Annotated in this window: 23 protein-coding genes; 8 read left to right on the top strand and 15 right to left on the bottom strand. The window is 63.8% G+C overall.

All coding sequences use genetic code 11. The features are described 5' to 3' along the window. Positions 1-50: 50 nt before the first annotated feature. The 3 genes from ACWDXS_RS11370 to serA all read right to left on the bottom strand — a co-directional run bounded on the left by ACWDXS_RS11370 (position 51) and on the right by serA (position 3,586). Complete coding sequence (locus ACWDXS_RS11370; protein ID WP_378992112.1) at positions 51-659, bottom strand: Uma2 family endonuclease; 609 nt, start codon at positions 657-659, stop codon at positions 51-53. Positions 660-860: 201 nt separating this feature from the next. Further along, positions 861-1,868 carry a 3-isopropylmalate dehydrogenase gene (locus ACWDXS_RS11365; protein WP_387442084.1) on the bottom strand — a complete coding sequence of 336 codons (1,008 nt, stop codon included), beginning with the start codon at positions 1,866-1,868 and terminating at the stop codon, positions 861-863. A gap of 119 nt (positions 1,869-1,987) precedes the next feature. Beyond that, entirely contained in the window at positions 1,988-3,586 is a 1,599-nt protein-coding gene (gene serA, locus ACWDXS_RS11360; protein WP_378626296.1) for a phosphoglycerate dehydrogenase, read from the bottom strand. Between the two features lie 135 nt (positions 3,587-3,721). Here serA and ACWDXS_RS11355 point away from each other — a divergent pair, with 135 nt between their 5' ends. After that, positions 3,722-4,525: a nucleotidyltransferase domain-containing protein gene (locus tag ACWDXS_RS11355; RefSeq protein WP_378992107.1), complete on the top strand. Its 804-nt coding sequence runs from the start codon at positions 3,722-3,724 to the stop codon at positions 4,523-4,525. A 72-nt stretch (positions 4,526-4,597) separates the two neighbouring features. Here the strand turns inward: ACWDXS_RS11355 and ACWDXS_RS11350 are convergent, their stop codons facing one another. Further along, positions 4,598-4,801 (bottom strand): cold-shock protein, encoded by a 204-nt coding sequence (locus ACWDXS_RS11350; protein WP_056812000.1) that lies wholly within the window; start codon positions 4,799-4,801, stop codon positions 4,598-4,600. Positions 4,802-5,219: 418 nt separating this feature from the next. Here ACWDXS_RS11350 and ACWDXS_RS11345 point away from each other — a divergent pair, with 418 nt between their 5' ends. Beyond that, positions 5,220-6,002, top strand: coding sequence for an MHYT domain-containing protein (locus ACWDXS_RS11345; RefSeq protein WP_378992106.1), 783 nt, complete (start codon positions 5,220-5,222; stop codon positions 6,000-6,002). Between the two features lie 113 nt (positions 6,003-6,115). On the opposite strand, the gene ACWDXS_RS11340 is transcribed toward ACWDXS_RS11345, so the two are convergent. Then, positions 6,116-6,319: a cold-shock protein gene (locus tag ACWDXS_RS11340; RefSeq protein ID WP_358063985.1), complete on the bottom strand. Its 204-nt coding sequence runs from the start codon at positions 6,317-6,319 to the stop codon at positions 6,116-6,118. Between the two features lie 170 nt (positions 6,320-6,489). Here ACWDXS_RS11340 and ACWDXS_RS11335 point away from each other — a divergent pair, with 170 nt between their 5' ends. Then, positions 6,490-7,785, top strand: a complete 1,296-nt coding sequence (locus ACWDXS_RS11335) for a hypothetical protein (protein WP_449964569.1) — start codon at positions 6,490-6,492, stop codon at positions 7,783-7,785. On the opposite strand, the gene ACWDXS_RS11330 is transcribed toward ACWDXS_RS11335, so the two are convergent. Then, positions 7,775-8,218 (bottom strand): NUDIX hydrolase, encoded by a 444-nt coding sequence (locus ACWDXS_RS11330; RefSeq protein ID WP_449964566.1) that lies wholly within the window; start codon positions 8,216-8,218, stop codon positions 7,775-7,777. The two genes, ACWDXS_RS11335 and ACWDXS_RS11330, sit on opposite strands and share 11 nt — an antisense overlap. A 76-nt stretch (positions 8,219-8,294) precedes the next feature. Between ACWDXS_RS11330 and ACWDXS_RS11325 the strand changes: the two genes are divergently transcribed. Together ACWDXS_RS11325 and ACWDXS_RS11320 are read left to right on the top strand one after the other, a co-directional pair. Beyond that, complete coding sequence (locus ACWDXS_RS11325; RefSeq protein WP_378992102.1) at positions 8,295-8,939, top strand: hypothetical protein; 645 nt, start codon at positions 8,295-8,297, stop codon at positions 8,937-8,939. An 87-nt stretch (positions 8,940-9,026) separates the two neighbouring features. Continuing rightward, positions 9,027-9,545: a hemerythrin domain-containing protein gene (locus ACWDXS_RS11320; RefSeq protein WP_449964562.1), complete on the top strand. Its 519-nt coding sequence runs from the start codon at positions 9,027-9,029 to the stop codon at positions 9,543-9,545. A 55-nt stretch (positions 9,546-9,600) separates the two neighbouring features. Here the strand turns inward: ACWDXS_RS11320 and ACWDXS_RS11315 are convergent, their stop codons facing one another. The 4 genes from ACWDXS_RS11315 to ACWDXS_RS11300 form a co-directional block, all read right to left on the bottom strand. Then, positions 9,601-9,963: an RpnC/YadD family protein gene (locus tag ACWDXS_RS11315; RefSeq protein ID WP_387442074.1), complete on the bottom strand. Its 363-nt coding sequence runs from the start codon at positions 9,961-9,963 to the stop codon at positions 9,601-9,603. Between the two features lie 168 nt (positions 9,964-10,131). Beyond that, a complete protein-coding gene (locus tag ACWDXS_RS11310; RefSeq protein WP_449964558.1) occupies positions 10,132-10,599 on the bottom strand; it encodes an NUDIX hydrolase in 468 nt (155 codons plus the stop codon). 253 nt (positions 10,600-10,852) lie between these two features. Then, positions 10,853-11,176 (bottom strand): hypothetical protein, encoded by a 324-nt coding sequence (locus ACWDXS_RS11305; protein ID WP_378654995.1) that lies wholly within the window; start codon positions 11,174-11,176, stop codon positions 10,853-10,855. Next, on the bottom strand, positions 11,173-11,430 hold the full coding sequence (locus ACWDXS_RS11300; RefSeq protein WP_387442071.1) for a hypothetical protein: 258 nt from the start codon (positions 11,428-11,430) through the stop codon (positions 11,173-11,175). Before ACWDXS_RS11300 ends, ACWDXS_RS11305 begins: the two co-directional genes overlap by 4 nt. Before the next feature lie 188 nt (positions 11,431-11,618). On the opposite strand from ACWDXS_RS11300, the gene ACWDXS_RS11295 reads away from it, so the two are divergent. The 3 genes from ACWDXS_RS11295 (at position 11,619) to ACWDXS_RS11285 (ending at position 13,852) form a co-directional block, all read left to right on the top strand. Then, on the top strand, positions 11,619-12,890 hold the full coding sequence (locus tag ACWDXS_RS11295; protein WP_387442069.1) for a helix-turn-helix domain-containing protein: 1,272 nt from the start codon (positions 11,619-11,621) through the stop codon (positions 12,888-12,890). After that, positions 12,887-13,492, top strand: a complete 606-nt coding sequence (locus tag ACWDXS_RS11290) for a GNAT family N-acetyltransferase (RefSeq protein WP_387442067.1) — start codon at positions 12,887-12,889, stop codon at positions 13,490-13,492. Before ACWDXS_RS11295 ends, ACWDXS_RS11290 begins: the two co-directional genes overlap by 4 nt. A gap of 120 nt (positions 13,493-13,612) precedes the next feature. Then, positions 13,613-13,852, top strand: a complete 240-nt coding sequence (locus ACWDXS_RS11285; protein ID WP_387442065.1) for an HNH endonuclease — start codon at positions 13,613-13,615, stop codon at positions 13,850-13,852. Positions 13,853-13,876: 24 nt separating this feature from the next. On the opposite strand, the gene ACWDXS_RS11280 is transcribed toward ACWDXS_RS11285, so the two are convergent. Genes ACWDXS_RS11280 through ACWDXS_RS11260 form a run of 5 tightly spaced genes read right to left on the bottom strand, consistent with a single transcriptional unit; the run spans position 13,877 to position 21,159 of the window. Continuing rightward, entirely contained in the window at positions 13,877-14,704 is an 828-nt protein-coding gene (locus tag ACWDXS_RS11280; protein WP_387442063.1) for a DUF6339 family protein, read from the bottom strand. Beyond that, a complete protein-coding gene (locus ACWDXS_RS11275) occupies positions 14,701-15,597 on the bottom strand; it encodes a hypothetical protein (protein WP_449964551.1) in 897 nt (298 codons plus the stop codon). The genes ACWDXS_RS11280 and ACWDXS_RS11275 overlap by 4 nt, the downstream gene beginning before the upstream one ends. Continuing rightward, positions 15,597-17,591, bottom strand: coding sequence for a hypothetical protein (locus ACWDXS_RS11270; RefSeq protein WP_449964548.1), 1,995 nt, complete (start codon positions 17,589-17,591; stop codon positions 15,597-15,599). Before ACWDXS_RS11270 ends, ACWDXS_RS11275 begins: the two co-directional genes overlap by 1 nt. After that, complete coding sequence (locus ACWDXS_RS11265; RefSeq protein WP_449964545.1) at positions 17,588-18,604, bottom strand: PD-(D/E)XK motif protein; 1,017 nt, start codon at positions 18,602-18,604, stop codon at positions 17,588-17,590. The genes ACWDXS_RS11270 and ACWDXS_RS11265 overlap by 4 nt, the downstream gene beginning before the upstream one ends. Continuing rightward, positions 18,604-21,159: a Z1 domain-containing protein gene (locus tag ACWDXS_RS11260; protein WP_387442054.1), complete on the bottom strand. Its 2,556-nt coding sequence runs from the start codon at positions 21,157-21,159 to the stop codon at positions 18,604-18,606. Before ACWDXS_RS11260 ends, ACWDXS_RS11265 begins: the two co-directional genes overlap by 1 nt. Positions 21,160-21,319: the final 160 nt, after the last annotated feature.

Here is a 21,319-nt window from a genome sequence, read left to right as displayed (position 1 = left end):
GCAAAGGCTCGCTCCGGCATTCAGCCGAAGCGAGCCTTGTTGCCGAGCTGTCAGAAGTCGATCAGTTGTTCGGGATCGAAGGACAATCGAACATCGCTGTCTCCCCGCAACACTGCGTCGAACATCGAGCCGGATCCGACCGCCGGATCGGCACGATAGGTACCTGCGCCCGCATCGAGCAGCAGCCGGATGACTCGAATGCTGGGCCGATGCTCCACGATCCAATATTCGGGAATCCCGAGCGCCGCATATTCACCGACTTTTCGCACCCGATCGGTACGTTCGCTCCCGCTGCCCGGCGAGACCACCTCGACAACGAGCAAGACGTCGAGTCCTGGAAGAATTTTCGGCACCTCGTCCACGATCACCGATCGTGCGACGTCACGAGGAACGATGAGAACGTCAGGCTTCCGTACACCTGAAGGGGTGCTGATCTCCCACTCACCGCCGTCGAGGACCACCAGTGAGTCGTTGGGCAGTGCGCCTCGCACTATTTGAGCCAGCCGGTGCGCGATCCAGTTGTGCCGAGCCCCCGCAGCCACCTCGACCAACCACCCGTCCTCGAGTTCGAACCCTTTGCCGTCCTCCGACAGGTCGTGCAGATCGAGCACAGTGTAGGGGCCGAAGCCGCTGTCACCGACAGCGCGGTCAACCGTCATCTCGCCTCCCGATCTGGGGCCTTCCACCCTTCATCTGCCTGACCGCCCGACTGGACACGCCACGATGTGATCAGTCTAATCACCACGGTCCGGGATAGACACCACCGTCGAGTCGCGTACAGATCCAGCGACCAATCACCCGAAACCTGGAAGGGCCTGCACCATCGAGCACCGGTGCAGGCCCTTCCCCGTCGAGTTGTCCTACACGATGGCCGCGATGCGGTCGCCGACCTCCACGGTGGAGGCGGTGCCGGTGCGCGAGGCCAGGTCCTTGGCGACGGCGGATTCGATGCGCGCCGCGCCCTCGGTGTTGCCGAGGTGGTTGAGCAGCAACGAGACCGAGAGGATGGCGGCGGTCGGATCGGCCTTGGACTGACCCGCGATATCGGGGGCACTGCCGTGGACCGGCTCGAACATCGACGGGTTCACACCCGAGGCGTCGATATTGCCCGAGGCGGCCAGACCGATGCCACCGCTGACAGCGGCGGCGAGGTCGGTGATGATGTCGCCGAACAGGTTGTCGGTGACGATCACGTCGAAGCGGCCCGGATCGGTCACCATGTGGATAGTGGCGGCGTCGATGTGCTGGTACGCCGTGGTCACATCCGGGAATTCGACCGCGACCTCGTCGACGGTGCGCTGCCACAGCGAACCGGCGAAGGCGAGCACATTGTTCTTGTGCACCAGGGTGAGGTGCTTGCGACGGGCCCGCGCGGTGGCGAAGGCGTAGCGCACCACACGCTCGATGCCGAAGCGGGTGTTGTTGGAGACCTCGGTCGCCACCTCGTGCGGGGTGCCGACGCGGATCGCGCCGCCGGTGCCGGTGTACGGGCCCTCGGTGCCCTCGCGCACGACCACGAAGTCGATGTCCGGGTTGCCCGACAGGGGGCTGGTGACGCCCGCGTGCAGCTTCGACGGACGCAGGTTCACGTGGTGATCCAGCGCGAAACGGGTCTTGAGCAGCAGTCCACGCTCGAGCACGCCGCTGGGCACCGACGGATCGCCGATCGCGCCGAGCAGAATCGCGTCGTGCTGCTTGAGCTCGGGCAGCACCGACTCCGGCAGGATCTCCCCGGTGCGGTGGTAGCGCGCGGCGCCCAGGTCGTACTCGGTCTTGTCCACACCGGGCACCACCACGTCGAGCACCTTGAGCGCCTCGGCGATGACCTCGGGACCGATGCCGTCACCGGCGATTACTGCGAGTTTCATGAACTAGCTCCGTTCGAAGTCGGGGCGGACCGTGCCGCGCCGGGATACAGGTGCGCGCCGCCACCGTGAGGTGACGGCGCGCAGCTGCCGATGTCCCGGCTGTACCGGGACGAAACAACTCAGGCCAGGTCGACCAGGACGACCTTCGAGGCACCGACGGCCTCGGCGATCGCGGTCTGCACCTCGGCGGACACCTCGGCGTTGACGCGCAGCACCACGGTGGCGCCTTCGGCGTCCACGTCCTGGCTCAGCTGCGCGGCCAGGATGTCGATCTCGGCCTCGCCCAGCAGGGTGCCGATCTTGCCCAGCGCGCCCGGCTTGTCGCTGTAGTTCAGCACGGCCAGGTTCAGGCCCTCGGCGCGCATGTCGTAGTTGCGGCCGTTGATGTTGACGATCTTCTCGACCAGGTTGGGCTCGGTCAGGGTGCCTGCCACGTTCAGGGTCGAACCGTCGCCGAACACAGCGCGCAGGTCGACGACGCTGCGGTGAGTGGGGCTCTCCGACGCGGTGGTGACGGTGGCGGTGATGCCACGGTCCTTGGCCAGCGCCGGGGCGTTGACGAAGGTGACCTGGTCTTCGACGAGCGCCGAGAACACACCGCGCAGCGCGGACAGCTCCAGCACGGCGACGTCCTGCGCGGACAGCTCGCCGCGCACCTGGACCTCGACACTGACGGGCAGCTCGCTGGCGATGGCGCCGAGCAGCGCGCCCTGCTTGCGGACGACGTCCAGCCAGGGGGCGACCTCGTCGTTCACGGCGCCACCGGTGACGTTCACCGCGCCCGGCACGAACTCACCGGCCAGCGACAGCAGCACCGACTTGGCGACGTCGGTGCCCGCGCGGTCCTGGGCTTCCGAGGTGGAGGCGCCGAGGTGCGGCGTCACGACGACCTGCGGGAGGTCGAACAGCGGCGAGTCGGTGCACGGCTCGGTCTCGAACACGTCCAGGCCGGCGGCACGCACGTGGCCGGACTTGATGGCGTCGGCGAGCGCCTGCTCGTCGATCAGCCCACCACGGGCGGCGTTGACGATGATGACGCCCGGCTTGGTCTTGGCCAGCGTCTCGGCGTTGAGCATGCCCTTGGTCTCGGGCGTCTTCGGCAGGTGGATGGAGATGAAGTCGGCGCGCTCGAGCACCTCCTCCAGGCTCAGCAGCTCGATGCCGAGCTGCGCGGCGCGAGCGGGCGAGGTGTAGGGGTCGTACGCGACGATCTTGGTCTCGAAAGCGGCCAGGCGCTGCGCGAACAGCTGCCCGATGCGGCCGAGGCCGATCACGCCGACGGTCTTGCCGAAGATCTCGACACCGTTGAACTTGCTGCGCGCCCAGGTCTTCTCCCGCAGGGTCGCGTCGGCGGCCGGGATCTGCCGGGCGGCCGAGAGCAGCAGCGTGACGGCGTGCTCGGCGGCGGTGTGGATGTTGGAGGTCGGCGCGTTGACGACCATCACGCCACGCTCGGTGGCGGCGGGCACGTCGACGTTGTCGAGGCCGACGCCGGCCCGGGCGACGATCTGCAGCTTCTTGCCCGCGTCGAGCACTTCGGCGTCGACGGTGGTGGCGGAGCGCACGAGCAGTGCGTCGGCCTCGGGGACCGCGGCGAGCAGCGCCGGGCGGTCGGGTCCGTCGACCCAGCGAACCTCGACACCGTCACCGAGTGCGTCGACGGTCGACTGGGCGAGCTTGTCGGCGATCAGAACTACAGGACGGCCTGCTTGGCTCACTGTGGGGTACTCCTGGGGAAGAAAGGGGGTCGGCAGTTACCGCCGACCAGGATAGTCGCCCGGACTTCGGCTGCCCTTACCCCCCTGCCCGAAAACCGGGTGAACCCTGGGCACCCACCGCACTACGATCACCGCATGTCCTTGCGCACCGTCCCCGAATCGATGGACCCGGCCGTGGTGGCCGCCGTCGACGCAGAGCTCGATCGGGTGGCTGCCGAGCACAACGTGTCCATCCGTCTCGCGATCGAAAGTGGCAGCCGTGCTTGGGGTTTCCCCTCGCCCGATTCCGACTACGACTGCCGTTTCGTCTATGTGGCCGGCCTGGAGACCTACCTGTCTCCGTGGCGCACCCGCGACGTGATCGAAACTCCGCTGATCGGGCTGCTCGACGTGAACGGCTGGGATCTGGCCAAGGCGCTGCGCCTGCTGGTGGCGGGCAACGCGGTGCTCGTCGAATGGTTGATGTCGCCGATCGTCTACCGCGGCGACGAGGCGTTTCGCGCCCGGCTGCGCGAGGTGGCGAGGGAGGTGGCCGATCGCGACCGGATCGCTCGGCACTACCTGCACCTGGGCGCGCGCCAGTGGGCGCTGTTCGAGCGCAACGGCGGTTTGAAGAAGGTGTTCTACGCGCTGCGGCCCGCGATGGCGCTGCGCTGGTTGCGTGAGCATCCGGGTGCCGCGGTGGCGCCGATGCATCTGCCGACGCTGCTCGCCGAGTGCGAGTTGCCGGTCGACCTGGTGGCGGCGATCACCGAACTGACCGATCTCAAGTCGAAGACGAGGGAGATGGGTTCGGCCGCCCCGCCCGCGTTGATCACGGCGTTCATCGACGCCGAATTCGACAGGGCCACCACGGAATTCAACTCCCGCGGGCCGCGTGATCTCACCGCGTCGATGGCTGTCACCGGCGAGTTCTTCCGCGCCGAGGCGCTGCGGTGACTACCCCCGGATAGCAGAAACTCCGCACCAACTGGTGCGGAGCTTCACATTCGTACGCTGGTCAGCGCAGAATCAGATGGCGCGAACGTCCTGAGCCTGGGGGCCCTTCTGACCCTGACCGACCTCGAACTCCACGCGCTGGCCCTCTTCGAGGGACTTGAAGCCGGAGCCGCCGATCGCGGAGTAGTGAACGAAGACGTCCGGGCCGCCTCCGTCTTGGGCGATGAAGCCGAAGCCCTTTTCGCCGTTGAACCACTTAACAACACCCTGTGCCATTTCAAAAACCTTCTGTAGATGAGCTAGGTCCTAATAGTCCGGCCCTGGTCTCGGTGTCCACCATGCCATGATCCGACGAATTCGGCCACATCGCACAGTGCAAAGTGTGCGAACTGTGAGGAAGGCAACCCCCAGATCCTGCCAGCAGCCACTGGCACGGAGGTGACGCGGCCCGCTTTCGGGGTGGATGCTCGCCGTATGCCGAGGCAGTTGCTCCACGGATGCCGGATTAGCCGGGAGCGCACACCAAACCGACTGGAACGCTTCACCATCGAGAGCTCTATGCAATAGGGGCATGTCATCGTCAGCAACCCTAGACATTTTCGAGAAACCCAGTACGGCAAATTCCCTACCAGCGTATTTTCCGAGATCGTGAGGGATCGCACGCCTCGCCGAGAAATCACGCTAGGAGTAGACGGTGCTGGATATCAACCATTTCACTTACGGCTGGGTGACCCCCTTGCTGGCCTATGCCATGTCGGTCGTCGGGTCGATGCTGGCGCTGCGTTGCATGGTTCGCTCGCGCGCTTCCGGCATGCACGGCGGTTGGCTCACGGCGGCCGCGATCGCACTCGGTGGCACCGGTATCTGGGTCATGCATTTCATCGCGATGCTCGGTTTTTCGGTACGCGGCGTGACCATCCGCTACAACGTTCCCGTCACCTTGTTCAGCGCCGCTGTCGCCATGGGTGTGGTGTGGCTCGGATTGTCCATCGTGGTGCGCCGAAGCTGGGACAGCGCCGCATTACCGGTCGGCGGCACGATCACCGGGCTCGGCGTGGGGGCCATGCACTACGCGGGCATGTACGCGATGAAAACCGACGCCGAGATCATCTACGACCCCGTCGTGGTCGCCGCGTCGCTCGCCATCGCGGTGGTCGCCTCGATCGCGGCGCTGTGGTTCGCCCTGCACATCCACGGCATCGTCGCCACCGCGGGCGCGGCCCTGCTGATGGGCGTGGCCGTCACCGGTATGCACTACACCGGCATGTTCTCGATGAGCGCGCACACCAGCGCCCACGTGGCCCATGCCAGCGGCGCCACCGCGGCCCAGCTGCTCACACCCCTGATCATCGGCATCAGCATGGTGACCATGATCCTGCTGATGCAGGTCGGCATCACCGAAGCCGAGGACCCCAACCTCACCCGCCCTGTGGACGGTCAACGCGCCAGCCGCTTCTGGCCCAGCGGCCAGAACTGAAACCTGTCGGACCCCGCCGGCCGCACCGCCTCACCAATCAGCTGCTCATCCTGAGCGCGGTCGTCTCACTGGCGGCAACGGGGTTGGCCGCCTACGCGGTGGCTGTCTTCTGATCACCCGGCCCGCACATCGTGTGCTTCGGGTCCGCGCCGGGTCTCGGTGACGGTGTATTCCACGCGCTGACCGTCGCGCAGCGTGCGGAACCCCGCACCGGCCAGCGCGGTGTATTCGACGAATACGTCGGGTCCGCCCGCGTCGGGAGTGATGAATCCGAATCCCTTGCCGCTGTCGAACCAGGCCACGATCCCGCTCGGCATCCACCGACCTTCCGACTCCTGTGCCTGCCAACCTGATTCGCTAATCGTCGCATGCCGCTGCCCGCGACACGACCGGCATTCGATTCGAGGAGCCGATCGCCCGGTGACGAAGTGGATATGCTCCGGACACGGTCCGACCGGACCGGCTCAGCCGCGAGAACGGGGATTCGGTGCAGCCTTCGACCGTTCGCTGCGCGGCCGAAACCGTGACGATCTTCGTCACCACCTCGGTGGCGGCGCTCGTGATCATGTTGCCGATCAGTTTCGCGTCCTTGGCGGCATCGCTGCACGTCGACCTGCTGGTGTTCAACATTCCGCGGGCGATGACCGGTGCGGCGTTCATCGCGGTGATCACCGCCGCCGTCACGGTGGCGATCGGCAGCGTGCGAACGGCCCGCTGGACCGCGCTGATCGCCCTGGTCGGCATCTTGGTGAACCATCTCGCGTTGCTCCCCGACAGCGCCGACGGTCACCTCGACATTCTGTCGCTGCCCACCTTGAACTTCATCGACGCACTACTGGCGGGGGCTGTCATCGGCGCGCTCGCGGTCGCGGTCTGGAACGAACCGCTCCTGCGCACCGTGTATCTGTTCGGCACGCTCGGCGGCACCATCCTGGGCGACCTGACCCAGTCGCCCACCGACCCGAACTCCGACGGTTTCAGCGGTGCGCTCGGCGGCGCACTGCCCCTGTGGTTCATCGCCGCGAGCGTGCTCGCGCTCGCGTACTTCGCGCTCACCACCGTGGCCACGCCCCGCTGGACCACCGAAACCGCCATTCCGCTGGCGCCCGTGTTCGCCGCCGTCGTCGCCTTCACGACGACCATCATCACCGCGCTCGCCGTGGCATCGCACAAGACCAGCGCCCCCTATCTGATCGTCGCCTCGGTCCTCGCCATCGCGGCCGCGGTCGCCGCCGCGATGATCCTGCCGGGACGCGACGGGATTCTGGTCCTGCTGATGAGCAGCTTCTCGGTCGCGGGCAGCCTCGTCATCACGCTGCCGCGTTCCGGCTGGGTCGATCTCGCCACCCTCGCCGCCACCGCCGCCGGCCTACTGATCGGTATCCGCACACCGCGTCCACTGGTAGCCGCGACGAGTGTGCTCGCCCTGGCCTGCCTCGTCCTGGCCGCCGATATCTTCGACCCACCCGCCACGCTCACCGCGGCCCTCGGCTGCCTCGCCCTCGGCTCGGTCGCCGGGTATTGCCTCGGCACAGCTGTTCCACAAAGTCCCACGTCCGGGACCGTCGGACTCGCGATCCTGTTCGTGCCCTCGATCGGTGTCGCTTTGAGCGACACCGACTTCGGCCATCTCGCCTATTCGTCGTCCTGGTACCGCACCACGGATGTCGACCGCGGGATCGGCCCCGGCGCGGTTGCGATCGTCGTGGCACTCGGCTGCGCGATCGCCGTCCTGGGCCTGATGCGCCTGCGCTCCGAGACCTCCGAGATCGTCAGCCCCTAGCCGAATCCCAGCCGTATTCCGAGAACGCTTCCCCTGTCATCACCTTGCCGATCCCGACCCGGCAGTAGTCGACGATCTCCTCGGGCAGCGCTTCGGGCTCGAACCATCCCAGTTCCGAACATTTTTCGGGCTCCCGGTTAGCGACCCCGCCTGTCCAGCGTCGTACGGTGAAGAACATCTGGACCCGCTCATCGCTGTGCAGCACATGCGCGAATTCCACGTCCCGAGCGTCGATCTCGACCCCCACCTCCTCGCGAGCCTCCCTGATCAACCCGGCCACCGCCGACTCGCCCGCCTCCAGATGTCCCGCGGGCACATGGAACAACCCATCGCCGAACCCCGTATTCGCCCTGCGCCCCAACAACACCCGTCCCTGTGCGTCGACCAACACCAGATGAACCCCCACCAGCACCCGGTACTTGTCCACTGTCACCCCTCCTGATCGAATTGCCCACCCAAGAACTTCGAGACCGCCGCTGTTGCAGATGTTTTCGGGGTATACCCACATCATGAGTTTCCCGGTTTCCTTCGGGTTCGCCCAGGTCGGTCTCCTGGCATTGATCGCCCTCGCCATCGCCCTACTGGTCATGGCCGCACTGGCCGCCACCCGCCGTCGCGGCCCCAAAGCCGTTCTCGGTCGCGCGGTCCCCGGCACCGCCCTCCTCCTCGTCGCGGTCCTCCTCCTCTGGATCGCCACCCTCCTCCAGACCTATCTCGGACTCACCGGCGAGATCAAGGCCGCCCACGTAGTCGCCAAACCCGTTGCCGGCCAGGAACACCAACTCGACCTCGTCCTCACCCAGTTCGACGAAGACGGAAACGCGGGTCAGCCGACAACCCATCGCATCGAGGGCGACATGTTCGCCCTCCAGTCCAACATCGTCGAACTCGAACCGTGGGTCAACGCCCTCGGCTTCCACTCCGGCTACAAGCTCAGCCGCCTGTACGGCCAACGCCTCGACGGCAAATCCCCCGCCCAGGACCAGACCTTCCTCAACGGCGGCGACCGCGACTTCTTCGAAGACATGAACAAAAACCGCTGGTACACCAGCCCTTTCATCCGCTCCGCCTACGGCAACGCCACCATTGCCACCCCCGGCGAATACGACGTCTACATCTCCCGAGACGCCATCAAAGTCCGCCAGACGAACTGATCAGCGCCTCGGATCCTGAGACGTTCGCGTATGGACTCGAGCAAATGAACGATGTCTCGTCTCGTCTCGCGCGGATGTAATTGGACCATGACTGAACGTGACGTGACCATGATGTACGCAGCACACGACGCGTTCCGGCGCGACCTCCGAGCGCTCGCCAGCGCCCCGGACCGTGAACGCTGGACGCAGTTCCACACCCAACTATCCGTCCACCACACCGCGGAGGACGTCGTGCTCTGGCCGAGTCTGCGCCGCCGCGGCGTGAACGCGCAGCTGGTCGAGGCGATGGCCGCAGAACACGACCGCATCGACCCACTCCTCGCCCAGGCGGACCGGGCCTTCGATAGCGCGGGACCGGACGCCGCGCGACCGACGCTCGGGGCACTGTCCGAGCTGTTGCACAACCACCTGCGCCACGAAGAGCAAGAAACACTGCCATTGATCAACGACCGAGAGTGGTCGCTACTCGACCGAGAAATGCGCCGCCGCATCGGACTCCGAGGACTTCGGCCCTACTACGCATGGCTGCTGCGCGATGTAGAGGGTGAACGCCGCCGCAGCGTTCTGTCCACAATTCCCCGCCCACTCCGGCTGGTGATCTCGTAGACGAATAGTTACTGACCAGCCCTGCCACCCCAACACCCCGACGACAAGGTGGAACTCAGCCGAAAAGCTCTTCCGCGCGGGTTGCGGTGACCGCTTGCAACAACCACGCGTTGAGTTGATCGACGTCAGTGGTGTCGGCAAGCAGCTTTCGGTGGTCTGCGGAGAGCTCGATTCCACGGCCAGTAAGCACGGTCAACACCGAGCGCGCGACACCCTGGCCGAGCCCTTGCTCCCGCCCCTGCTCTCGCCCTTCCTCCAAGCCCTGCTCAAATCCTTGCTCACGCCCTTGAGCGCGGAGCCGCTGAGCAGATTCCGAACGGAAGAACGACAGATCCGTGTCCATTTTTTCCCTCCAGAGCTGGGCGGCGTCGGTATGCGAAATTCCCTGTTCGATCAGTTCGGCGTAGAACTCGGTCATCGTCGCACCTCCGCGGGCGGATAGCCATGGTGATCGGGTACCCCGTCCGCCCGGGTCGTCGAGATCGTCGGCCGCTACGAACCGGACACATTGGTGGGCAGATTCATTCAACGCGCAGGGCCGGCAATCTTGGTTCGCTGCGACAATAATCGAACAAGCGAAGGCGAATCAGCCGAGATATGGATAGCTTCCGGACAGGAAGTCACCGATCTGCTGCCGCATGCTCGGGTGGATGTCGTAGGCGCCCAAGTCATCCGGGGCGACATACACTACGCCATCGGCTTCATCATTGATCGTCGGTTCACCTGACACCGGTCGCCCGATGTAGGTGTTCTCATACTGCTGCCGCACCTCACCGTCGCTGTAGGCCACAATGTGGTGGGGATTGCTGTAAATACCCAGGAATCCAGTGATCTCAGCTGTGATGCCCGATTCCTCCTGACATTCCCGGATCGCACATTCGGCCGCGGTTTCGCCGAAGTCCATGGCTCCGCCGGGCAGCGCCCACTGCCCGGTATCACGCCGACGCTGCAGCAGGATCGCCCCGGCCCCATTGACAACCAACAAATTGCAGGCCACCACAAGCGAATTCGGCTTCGGCGCCTTCGGATCGTGGTAGTACTCGATTCTGCCCATACTCGGCCCCTTCGGTGGCGCGGTCAATCGCGCGCTCGTCGCATGCTATTGCCACGCCATCAACATCCGAAAGGGCGGGTCGGATTGCCGCCGTTCGGCAGACAGCGAACGTCTCCGCCGTCGCCCCTAGATCATATGACGTTGGACAACCAGATTGTGGATCGCGTCGCGGACGTTCAGTCACGCCCGGACGGAGCCTCGGCAACCACACGGTGCGCTAGCGCTTGCAAAGCAGACTCGATCAATTTCCGAGTCAGCTCGGACTTCTGCCACCTAGATAGGACCTCGCATAGGTCATCTGGTCATCGACGGTAATGACGTCGCAAGTGCGGACGAGCAGGTCGGGGACATCAGTGCCGAGATGTCGACGGTGGGGTGTGAACACGGCTTCGGCTTTGGTCCGCTGAGCAATGCCGATCAGCTCGCTCATCGGGTTCTGGGTTCGAGCGTCGAATACGATCGTCTTCGCGAGGTCGTATCCGAATCGCTTTGCCAGTGAACGAAGTCGGATCTCATCCCAGTTCTGCGCGGATCCGGAGAGATCGGAGCGCAGGTATCCGATCGCGACCGGTTTCATCCGGCGAGAGCCGATCGTGGCACGTCGAGCATGGCCTGACCGGTCAGGGTAGCCGTGTACGCACTACCACAGGGCGATAGTTCCCAAGCGGCCCGGTAGGTGACCTGGCGGAGTAGTCCGTCGAGGTGGAGGGTGCGCAATGCTCGCCTGGTTCGGCGGATGGACAGCGCTGTAACGGTTGCGATCTGGCGGTCGGTGAGTTGTCCGCCGGGTTGCAGGATGCGAAGGACGAGTGCTTGGTCGACCGTGGACATCGTTGTCTCCCTGGAATGTATCTTCTTCTCACATTTGCCCGCGTAGCCTGGCAATACGACGTTGGAAGAGGGTGGACGAGAACGTCTTCCAGCGTGGCGGGCCTGGCAGGTTCCGAACAGCGCCGAGCCCGATACGAAGGTGGTATGAACCCGATCCATCGATTACCAAGAAGGGCGAGGGGGCGACGATGATCGTCGGCAGGTGGACGGCAGCGCATGTCCGGGCGCTCCGGGTGGATGCACTGAGAGAGAGCCAGCCGGCATTCGCCGAGCGACTGGGCTTCGAGGCCGTCACGATTCGTAAGTGGGAGTACCGGGCAACCGAGGCAAAGCCGGTTCGTGGCGCGTCAGCGGCCGCGCTCGACACACAACTTGCTCGACTTGCCGCCGACCAACTTCGCCGAATGGAGTTGGCGCTCACGGCGCTGGACACGGAGAGCGAGGACGACGTGAACCGTCGGCAATTCGGAATCGCAACCACCGCGAGCGCGGCCTCGCTTGTCGGCCCCGCAGCCAGCCGCGGCCCAGTGGTGGAACGACCGCGAATCGGACTCTCCGAGGTGCGAGCATGGATCGAATACACCGAGGAACTCGAACAACGCGACCAGCGGGAAGGAGGAGCTCGATTGGTGAAGGCCGCGAGCTCCGCGTTGGCCCATGCCCGTCGCGAGGTTGACGAGAGCCACTGTGATCAGGCAACAGGCGCGGCGGCCGCCAGCGCGGTGGGCAACCTCGCCGTCACTACAGGATGGCTGGCATACGATGCCGATCAACACGCATTGGCCCGGTCTTGCTATCGCACGGCCCTAGAGATGTCCGTGCGCTCCGGCGATGATGAACTCGCCGTTCACGCTCTGCTCTATTCGGCGAACCAAGAGATCGCGCTGTCCCGTCAAGGCATGGGCAATCCGCATCTGGCGCTGCAAAATGCGAGTCGGGCGGATCGTCTGGCACAGCATTGGAATCCTGGCCGAGTGCACGCGCTGATCGCCGTCCGGCAAGCACAGGCGTGGGGGCAAGTCGGCAACCATGACGGATTCCGAACCGCGATGAGCAAGGCACACGCCGCGATGGATACAGCCTTGAACTCCGAGATTCTCGGGCGCTGTCCGCGTTGGCTGCGCTTTGTCGATCCGCCGGAGTTGGCGGGACACGAGGCACGTGGCCACAGCGACCTCGGCGACTATCGGACCGCTCTAACCCACTACGAGCGCGCACTACAGGGTCAGAGCGTGCGCAACGAGGCGAACACCCGTGCCTGGCACGCGGCAACTCTTGCTTCCGTGGGGGATACCCGTGAAGCACTCTCGACGGGTCAATCGGTCCTAGACACTCTCGACGCGATCGGATCGACCCGCACCCTGAGGACGATGGCACCGATTCGAGCGCTCCACGCCGCCAAGGACTCTGGATTCGCCGACCGCTACGACCAACTCGATCGGAGCGTTCTCACAGCGTGAACGGACTGCATTTCACCCACTACTCGGCTGCCGCCTCGCGCCAATATCGCAGCGTTGTGGAAGACATCTACCGCCGGTCCTACCGCGAGGCTATCGACTCGGGGCATACCTTCGATTCGCCGGAGGCGTTCATGCACCGTTTCGACGCCTACACCGATCCAACACGGGAGAGCGGCATCGAACTCGTCATCGCCTACCTGAACGATGTCTCGATCGGCCAGACCTGGGGCTGGCCGCTGACGCCCAACACCGCATGGTGGGATGGCCTCACCCTCGATGGTCCGCTCGCTGCCAACGGAGATTTCATTCGTGAGAGCGGCACAAGAACTTTCGCGCTGAGCGAGATCATGGTCGACCAATCTTATGCAGGTCGCGGCCTTGCCCATCGTCTACACGACGAATTACTCGCAGGCCGCACCGAAGATCGTGCGACGCTGCTGGTCGAGCCGGAGAACGACCGGGCGTACGCCGCGTATCGCCGCTGGGGTTGGGACCGTGTAGGACGTCTGACCCCGTCGTGGCCGGACGCACCGACCTTCGACGTATTGCTGATGGCACTCGCCGGGCGGAACACCACCATTCGTGGCGCCGCGTCAACGTAGCTGACTGCCGGCCGCCGCGGTAGCCGACCCGGAGCCGAAACTTCACCAACCACAGTCTCCAACTAGAACTCCGATGAATATACTTGGACCCCGCTCCGTACGGCCGCATGTTGGTCGTCAGTGAGATTGAAGATCTGCGAGTTCGACTTCGAGACGGTCTATGGCGAACGAGGGTCTTGTTACACCGAATGCCACCATGTCACGCCGCTACATGTATCCGGGGCCACCGAGACTCGAACAAGCGACCTCATCCTCCTGTGCGCCAACTGCCACCGCATGATCCACCGCAAGTCTCCTTGGCTGACGCCGGACCAGCTACGCGCCTTGGTCAGATCTGGAACCAAGTCCGGCGCTAGATGATCGCACTACGTCAGCGTGGAGAATTTAGGCCATCGCGCTGACGAAGACCTGCGCCGCTCGGGATTCCACCTCAGTTGCAGGCACCCGTCCGCCGAACGACAGATAGCCGACCACCGTTTCCTTCGCGATCGCGAGCAACTCCTCGTCCAGCGCTCGACTATCCAGCGCCTCGAAGACCACGAACGGCGCCAAGCGTAGGAGTCGTTTGAGGAAGTCTCGAAGGACGTCTCGTTCGGTGAGGTCGGGGCCGGCGAAGTTCATCTGTTTCCAGGTCCGCAGGATCGATTGGATCAGGTGAGGGCTGCCGCCGAGCGCGGCGCGCCGGGCGTAGATCTGGTCGAATGCTGCTTCGCCGAGCACGTGGAGCGCGGTGTATGGGTCGGAATCGGCGGGGGCATACACGAGTTGGGCTCTCCACCACATGCGCCCGAGGACGTGGCGGGTGAGATCAGAGCTCAGAACCCGATCGCCAGGGGGTTTCGGGTAGCGCCAGTGCGCGACATCAGGAAGAACGATCAGCGCTAGAAACGCCCAGACATCGCCGGAGGCCGCCTCGGCGGGCGAAATTCGCATCTCGCTGTGCAGCGCCACGGCAAGTCGCAGATCGAAGCTGTTCTTCTGCTTGACATCCGGTGGTTCCGGAAACCCGGAATCCTTGGCCAAGTCGACGACGATGTCGCGCAGGAGTTGGAGCTTGGACTGCTCGATCCGGGTACCACCGGTTGCGACGAACACCGCGGAGCTGTCGGCAAGCGACCAACGACTGTTCAACTCGATCGGACCGAGTTCCTTGTATTCCGCGGCAAGGAGTTTCGCGCGGTGACGAAGGAGTCGCGGATAGAGGAGTGTCATGCGACCCCCTCGAAAATCTTTACCGCTGCCTGCAATTGTGAAGCGAAGAGGTTCGGGGATTCTTGCGCGGCGAGCCGGGTGTCGGTGATGGACCGGCCGGGGAACAGACGACCGAACAACTCCTGCAGAGTGGCTCCCAGAGTCTCGTCGATATATGTCGCGTCGTCGTCGAATTCACTGATTCGCAGCGCGTGGTCGACCATGGTTCGTGCCACATCTGCGTACAGCATCGACAGCGCCATCTTGTCTTGCAGTCGAGGACTTCCTGCCCGCTGCAATGCTTCAGCGATCAGTGTCTTCTTTTCATTGACCAGCAGCAGCAGTGACCCCATCGTGGCGACATCGAGGTCTGTACCGATCTCGAGGTGCCAGGCGGCATCACCGGGGTAGTTGGTTTGCTCGAAATCGACAATAGCGATGGGGAACTGAGGAGCGTCACCCTGCAGCCGGATCTGCGCACGATCGCTCCACAGCACAGATCCTGCACGACGGGGCGCGACGGGCCGATCGGTGCCATGTCTGCGGCGCGCCAGAACCAGTACGGTGTCGAGCATCAACACGCCACCCAAATCTGCTCCGACTAGATCCGCCCGCAGCTCGACCTCGCCGTTGGCGGGGACGATGACTCGTGACACCGTTCCGCGCAGCTTGGACCCGGTGGATGTCCAGACTGCTGCCAACGCCACCTCGGTACCGGGAGCGAGCATCGACTCGGCCAGCGCTCGCTCGAGATCGATGCGAATAATCCGTCGCAGCGGCAGGTTCGTCTGGTAGTCCCAGTGCGGGAGATGATCCGGCAATGGGATCTCCTCATCACCGATCGTCAGTAGCCACTCCCCCGCCCGGATCACGCCGGCAGTCGGCTTCTTATACGGCAGAACACGATTGGCCATCAGCTGACCGCCTCGGTGTACAGGACGATATCGGTCATCGTGTCCGGGGCGGGCTTGACGATAACCTTCCACACACCGCCGTCGCCACCCTCGATGACGTACCTGGGTGTCGTGTGGACCTCACCATGCGGGTCTTCCCAGCCCACGAGGCCAGGCATCTCGGCGCCTATGGGCGGGTCCATTTCGAGCCCACCTTCACTGTTCAACGCAACAGCAACGTCCGCGCTGACCCGCTGTGCGATCGGCACCGGCAGCTTGAATCGCTGCACTACAACGCCATGCCCCCAGAGCTCGTCAGGTTCGGGATCACCGACGTACTCGATCTTGGGCCGACGACGACGGACAGACACCTGCCTCGCAGCCTGTCCCGGCTGGTGATCGGCCGCTTCACCGACTCGAGCGCCGCCGTCCGACACGGTGGGTTCGCCCAAGCCGCCGGACTCGAACGCTTCCGAAGTGTCGAGGTCATCGGACTCTGCGGGATCGTCTCGCCTCCCGCTAGGCCGCCGTTTCGGTGCAGCTCGCGGCGGTGGCGCGGTATCGCCGGGCCTGCCGTAGTCGGTTGCCGACCCGATGCCCCAGACACCACCGACGAGGGGTGACAGGCGGTCGCTTGCCGCACCGAGGGATACTTGCGCCACCTCGACGCCGGCGCTTCCACGGGGCCCGATGACCTTGTCGATCTCCTCCTTCATCCGTGTGAATGTCATTTTCACGAACGAATACTCAGGGTGGTCAAGCGTCTGATAGTTCCAATTGTCGTGCGTCGGTGGCTCGGCCTTCGCGTACGCATCATCGAGCTCTTTGTCAGCACGGAAAACCCCTGCATAGGCAGAGATTTCACTGGCAGGCTTCGGTCCTGGCCAGTAGGTGACCACGAGCTCGGCCGGTCGCATCAGGCACACATGATGCACCATGCCGGTTTCGAAACCGGCCATGTGCTCAGCGTTGCTCGGTTCGAATCGAAGGGCAACCGTCTGATGCAATCCGAAGCGTCCGAGCAGCTTCTTGGGCCGCCTGCAGTGGAGCTCGTCGGCACCGCTGCCGACCATCTTCCGGTAGGCCTCGACGAACAGCTTCAGGGTCTTCATTCGGGCTGGATCAGGGACCGGGTACTCGATGCCGTCACAGGTCACCGAGAACCGCATCGGCGGCACACCGAAGCTGTCGGGCAGCATTTTCGGCCACAACTGGTAGACGATGGTCTCTGCCAGGTACCGAGCAATATCGGACGGTTCACTGCCGTCCAGGTTCGGATCCAGGATCGAGATCGTCGTTCCGGTTTCGGTCGCCCCGAACGGGCGAAGACCCAACTTGCGCGCCATCGCGTCGGCCGCATCCCCGACCAATGGCTCGATCACGTCACCTGATGCGTCTCCCCACCAGTGCCTACCGGTGTACCGGCGTTCGCGGTCGCTTTCCTTGGCGTCGTAACTCTTCCATAACGCGGCAGCCATCAGGCGGGTCTCGTATTTCCCCTGGTACTGGCAGCGGGTATGTACGAGGATCGTGCCTGACCCCGATGCGAGGTAGAGGATTCCCTTGCCGAAGCCATAGGTTCCGCCACCCAATGCCCGATCGCGTGGCTCGCCGATATTACGAAGAAATGCTACGAAATCGCGGCCTTGGTCGGTGACTGCGTCAGCTCGTGTCGGTCCACCGAGACCACGCGTTCCCCGATCGGAAATCGACAGCACACGAATTGTGGGCTGTTGCAGCGCATCTCGCAACGGTAGCCGCTGCTTGGCGGGCGCCTTGCGCAGAAGGTTATCGCGCCATGCAGGGGCATCGGCCGCACTGACAGTCTGCAGGTCGATGCGATAGTCGACCGGAATTCCGTCTCCCTGGCGCGCGTCCCAACTGTTCTGTGCCGATTCGCGGACCAGGATCGTCAGATGATCCAGCTCGGGCTTACCCAGCTGATTCCTGATACCTTCCGCAGCGCTCGCGCCGTCGGGTGGAAATGGTTGGGAGACCCAGGCAGGTGCCGTCATCGGGATGCCTCGAGCATTACCTTGATATGCCTCTCGACGTCATTGGCTTCCATCGGAGCAGGTGATTCGCCGGACAGGTCGATCGTGTAGTCGACATTGCGGACGTTGGTGGAGATCGACGCGGCCGCCAGGTCTACGGTCGTGAGCCTCGGGAAGGCGACATCGACGTTATACCAATGGTGTTCGTTGATCGAGTACCGCGAATGTACGTAGTGATCGTTATCGGCGGCGCGATAGCCGACAGCCGCGAGGCGCGTGAGGATCTCGCTCTCGTCGTCGGAGAGATCCAGCACACGCTTGATCAGTTCGAGGAAACCTATACCGCCCTGGACGTCGGCCTCCAGCCGCAACCACACCAATCCCAAGATGCCGCCGAGCGGTGGCTCCAACTGGTCCAGGCCGTGGATACGTACCGATCGCCCATCCGGATTCGTCGTGGTTTTCACCTCGAGCGCGCCTACGCTCGTCGCGAAGTCGTGCCGGTGGCCAGTCGGCCCCTTCCACAGCTGGATCGCACCGCTGTCATGTTCGAGCAGGATCTCCAGCACCACCAATTCACCGAATAGTCCGGCGAGCTGCTGTGTCCCCAGTGGTGGCCCGGGATTGAGAAACAGGGCGCGCCAGCGATCGAGGACGCGGTACAGCACCTTCACCGGGTTCCCCGAAGACTCCTCGGTGGCAACGAGAATGTCTGCGCACAGGGTCGCAAAGATATCGTTCAAATCCCGACGGAGGCAGGTGAGATCAGCGTAGTCCTGCACTCGCCCATCGTGTTCCAACGTTCGCTTGCGCAGCTCCAGAACCGGGCCGTTGAGACCCTTCCGCACGACCTGGTGTGCACCGATCGGTACGAGCAGATGGCGGCTTCCTTCGCTGTCCAGGCCTGCGGCCAATGACCCATTCGCTGTCGGGACCGGAAGATCGGACACAGTGACGACGGATGCTTCGGCGCTCGGCCTCCGTTCCAGCCGCCGCCACTGATCGTCGAGAACTTCCTTCAGATCGTTCAGCATCAGATGTCCTCGGAGTCGAGGAGGCTGAAATCCTCCTCTTCGATCTCGACACCAGAAAGATCAGCGGAAATGTAGTCGGATTCCCAAGCGACAGTGCTGTCGTCGTTGGCCGGCGATGGGAACACGAGGCCGACGCCGATCACATGTTCCGGCGCGTTCAGTGGCTCGCGTTTGTCCTTCGACGGCTCGGGTTCCGACACCTTGTCGATCGGATACAACACCACAAGACCGGCATCTGGCTGCTGCGCCTTGCGGGCTTTGGCGATATCGCCTTCCGTTGTGGCAGAAGTGATCCCGTCGAGATCGAGGCCCGCGTCTCTGCGGCTCATCAACGTCTTGATGTCCGTATGGTCGATACCGGATGCGAATTGCGAACGAACGATCCGGCCCACACTGACTCCTGGCGCGAAGTCGAACAGGTTCTGCTCTACTGCGGCTGGTTTGCCAACGACTGCAATGTTCCACCGCCGCAGGGTGCCTGCGTTGCGGATTCGTTTCTCGATGTACCCGCTCATCAGTTTCGCGTCGCATTCCTGCGACTTCTCGTGGAACTGATAGTCGCGCAGGAAGTCCAGAACGAACTCGCTCGGCACGTCGCGAATCAGGTAGCGGCCATCCGCGCCGTTTCCTTCGGCTCGACTGCTGCCGAGCGCCGCCTTCACGAGCGCCCGCGCCGCCGCCTGGTTACCCAGCAGCCAGTCGGCGTCTTTGCGGAAGTATCGGGTCTGAACTCGTTGCCCGCCGTAGGAGGACAGCGCCGACACAGCATCCTTCATCTTCGCTGCAGCCGTAACACGGAGCGACGGGTGTGTCCGCAGTCGCACCGCGAAGGTCATCGGAGTCTTGTCCTCGGTCATGTAAACGTCGATGTCGCGGCGCATCTCGGTCTCGACCGTCGCGAGGTGACGGAACCAATCCTCGAGTTCTTCGGTCATCCAGATGCGCGGCAGATCCGCATATCCGTTCCGGTATCCGAACCAACGCCCCATCTGCAGGAGGGTGTCGTAGGTGGAGACTGTCCGAACGAAGTAGCTGACCGACAGGCCTTCCAGAGTAAGTCCGCGAGACAAAGTGTTGCCGCCCACCGCAATAGCGACAACCGGGCCGTTCTCGTAGTCGAGACGGTCAGTGCTCTCGGAGTTGTCCATCACAATCCGGCAATCACGCAGAACACCAGCCAATTCCGAGGCGAGCTCATCGAATGAGACCAGCTTCTCATCGAACTCGACAGCAGGAACCCTCGACGTCTCCTCGTCCCACAGGTCGCGTAGTTCGCGCCGCAAGGCGGAGTCAGACAGATTGTTCGCGACCCTGGCACGCAGCAACATCAGCGGGTCACGAAAGCTGTTGTGGACAGCGGTTCGCACGCTGGTATGAATCAGCATGGTGCAGTGCGGATTTCCGCTACCGCGAATCCGACGGGCGGCCGTCGTCAGCCAAAAGTACAGAACGGCGCGCCGCAACGTGTCGGTGATCGACGGGTAGAAATCTTCGGCATCTGCCCTGGTCTTCGGGCGAACGAGCGCCACGTCATCGTCCGGAACATTGCGGATCATGTCGTAGCCATCGTCGACGTCTGTCGGGTCTTCGCCATCGAGGGCATAGCGGCCGAACAGCACCTCGGTGCCGAAATGTCCGTGCGGTTTCGGCAGATTCACGATGAAGTGCTCTGGATAGAGATCGTCTGCTGATGGATCGATGAGCAGATTCGCAAACGGCGAGGCCGTGTACCCGACATAGGCGGATTTGGGAAGCGTGTTGAGGATTTGACGGATCAGCGGGTTGATCGACTTGGTCGCAACAGTCGCTTGGTCGGCCTCGTCATCGATGATCAATGCGGGACAGTCTGACAGGTACTCCGAAGCGTCACCCAACCACTTGACCAGCTTGCGCAGCACCGTGGCGTTCTTCTTGACCACGCACAGCACATGGGTCTTGTTCGACTTCCCGAAGAAGCTAGCTGGGTTGGCAGTCGGCGAGAAATCGCGATCGAGGTCGGTGATCTGCGTCCACAGCGTCGGGTTCGGTTCCACCAGCTGCTGAATGAGTCGCGCCTGGGTCTGACGGCGCAGGCCGTTGTGGATGCCGGCCAACACGATGAATAGCTTGTAGCCGCGGTCGGCAGCCTTCGCCATCACTGCGGTGAAGTTGGTGGTCTTGCCGGACTGCACGTAGCCGACCACCAGACCCCGAGTGGAGAACTCGTTCTTCCGAGGATGCTGGAGCAACGACACGATCCGTGTCGACGAGTCGTCCAGACTGTTGATGGCCGGATCCCTCGGCCACCCCTGCTTGATGAGATCGTCCTCGATCGCCGGCCACAGCTTGTCATCCGGATGCGGTCCCGCATACCAGGTTTCGTAGTTGTCGATGACCACCGAGTGCGGCTCGCGCATCTCCTTGATCCGAACCATGTCCTCGTCGTAGCGCTCCATGATCCGCTTGATCACGTCTTCGGAGGCGAACAGCCGGAGCTTCTTGATCGCCTCGACTGGGGTGTCCTTGTCCAAGAAGGACTTGAACACGTCGTACTGGCTGTCGATCAGATCACTCATCGGATGCTCCCACCTGCGCTAACCCTCGGTCGACGATGGGAGGTTTCGCTCCCCCGCGTTGCGGGTAACAGTATCGGCTCGTTCCGACCAGTTGGAAGTGAGTGCGATAGTTGTTACCCGGTCGATGTGGGCTATCGGTGGGCAACGGCAGTTCGCTACA

The organism is Nocardia sp. NPDC003183 (genome assembly GCF_053590715.1).
This window is presented reverse-complemented; position numbering and strand designations above follow the sequence as displayed.

Bases quoted from the DNA above. Each gene is read 5' to 3' on its own strand.
- ACWDXS_RS11295 (WP_387442069.1), top strand. From the start codon at position 11,619: ATGATCGTCGGCAGGTGGACGGCAGCGCATGTCCGGGCGCTCCGGGTG.
- ACWDXS_RS11305 (WP_378654995.1), bottom strand. From the start codon at position 11,176: ATGAAACCGGTCGCGATCGGATACCTGCGCTCCGATCTCTCCGGATCC.
- ACWDXS_RS11340 (WP_358063985.1), bottom strand. From the start codon at position 6,319: ATGCCGAGCGGGATCGTGGCCTGGTTCGACAGCGGCAAGGGATTCGGA.
- ACWDXS_RS11315 (WP_387442074.1), bottom strand. From the start codon at position 9,963: ATGACCGAGTTCTACGCCGAACTGATCGAACAGGGAATTTCGCATACC.
- ACWDXS_RS11370 (WP_378992112.1), bottom strand. From the start codon at position 659: ATGACGGTTGACCGCGCTGTCGGTGACAGCGGCTTCGGCCCCTACACT.
- ACWDXS_RS11270 (WP_449964548.1), bottom strand. From the start codon at position 17,591: ATGACGGCACCTGCCTGGGTCTCCCAACCATTTCCACCCGACGGCGCG.
- ACWDXS_RS11350 (WP_056812000.1), bottom strand. From the start codon at position 4,801: ATGGCACAGGGTGTTGTTAAGTGGTTCAACGGCGAAAAGGGCTTCGGC.
- ACWDXS_RS11300 (WP_387442071.1), bottom strand. From the start codon at position 11,430: ATGTCCACGGTCGACCAAGCACTCGTCCTTCGCATCCTGCAACCCGGC.
- ACWDXS_RS11280 (WP_387442063.1), bottom strand. From the start codon at position 14,704: ATGACACTCCTCTATCCGCGACTCCTTCGTCACCGCGCGAAACTCCTT.
- ACWDXS_RS11265 (WP_449964545.1), bottom strand. From the start codon at position 18,604: ATGCTGAACGATCTGAAGGAAGTTCTCGACGATCAGTGGCGGCGGCTG.
- ACWDXS_RS11325 (WP_378992102.1), top strand. From the start codon at position 8,295: ATGAGTTTCCCGGTTTCCTTCGGGTTCGCCCAGGTCGGTCTCCTGGCA.
- ACWDXS_RS11275 (WP_449964551.1), bottom strand. From the start codon at position 15,597: ATGGCCAATCGTGTTCTGCCGTATAAGAAGCCGACTGCCGGCGTGATC.
- ACWDXS_RS11355 (WP_378992107.1), top strand. From the start codon at position 3,722: ATGTCCTTGCGCACCGTCCCCGAATCGATGGACCCGGCCGTGGTGGCC.
- ACWDXS_RS11310 (WP_449964558.1), bottom strand. From the start codon at position 10,599: ATGGGCAGAATCGAGTACTACCACGATCCGAAGGCGCCGAAGCCGAAT.
- ACWDXS_RS11320 (WP_449964562.1), top strand. From the start codon at position 9,027: ATGACTGAACGTGACGTGACCATGATGTACGCAGCACACGACGCGTTC.
- ACWDXS_RS11260 (WP_387442054.1), bottom strand. From the start codon at position 21,159: ATGAGTGATCTGATCGACAGCCAGTACGACGTGTTCAAGTCCTTCTTG.
- ACWDXS_RS11365 (WP_387442084.1), bottom strand. From the start codon at position 1,868: ATGAAACTCGCAGTAATCGCCGGTGACGGCATCGGTCCCGAGGTCATC.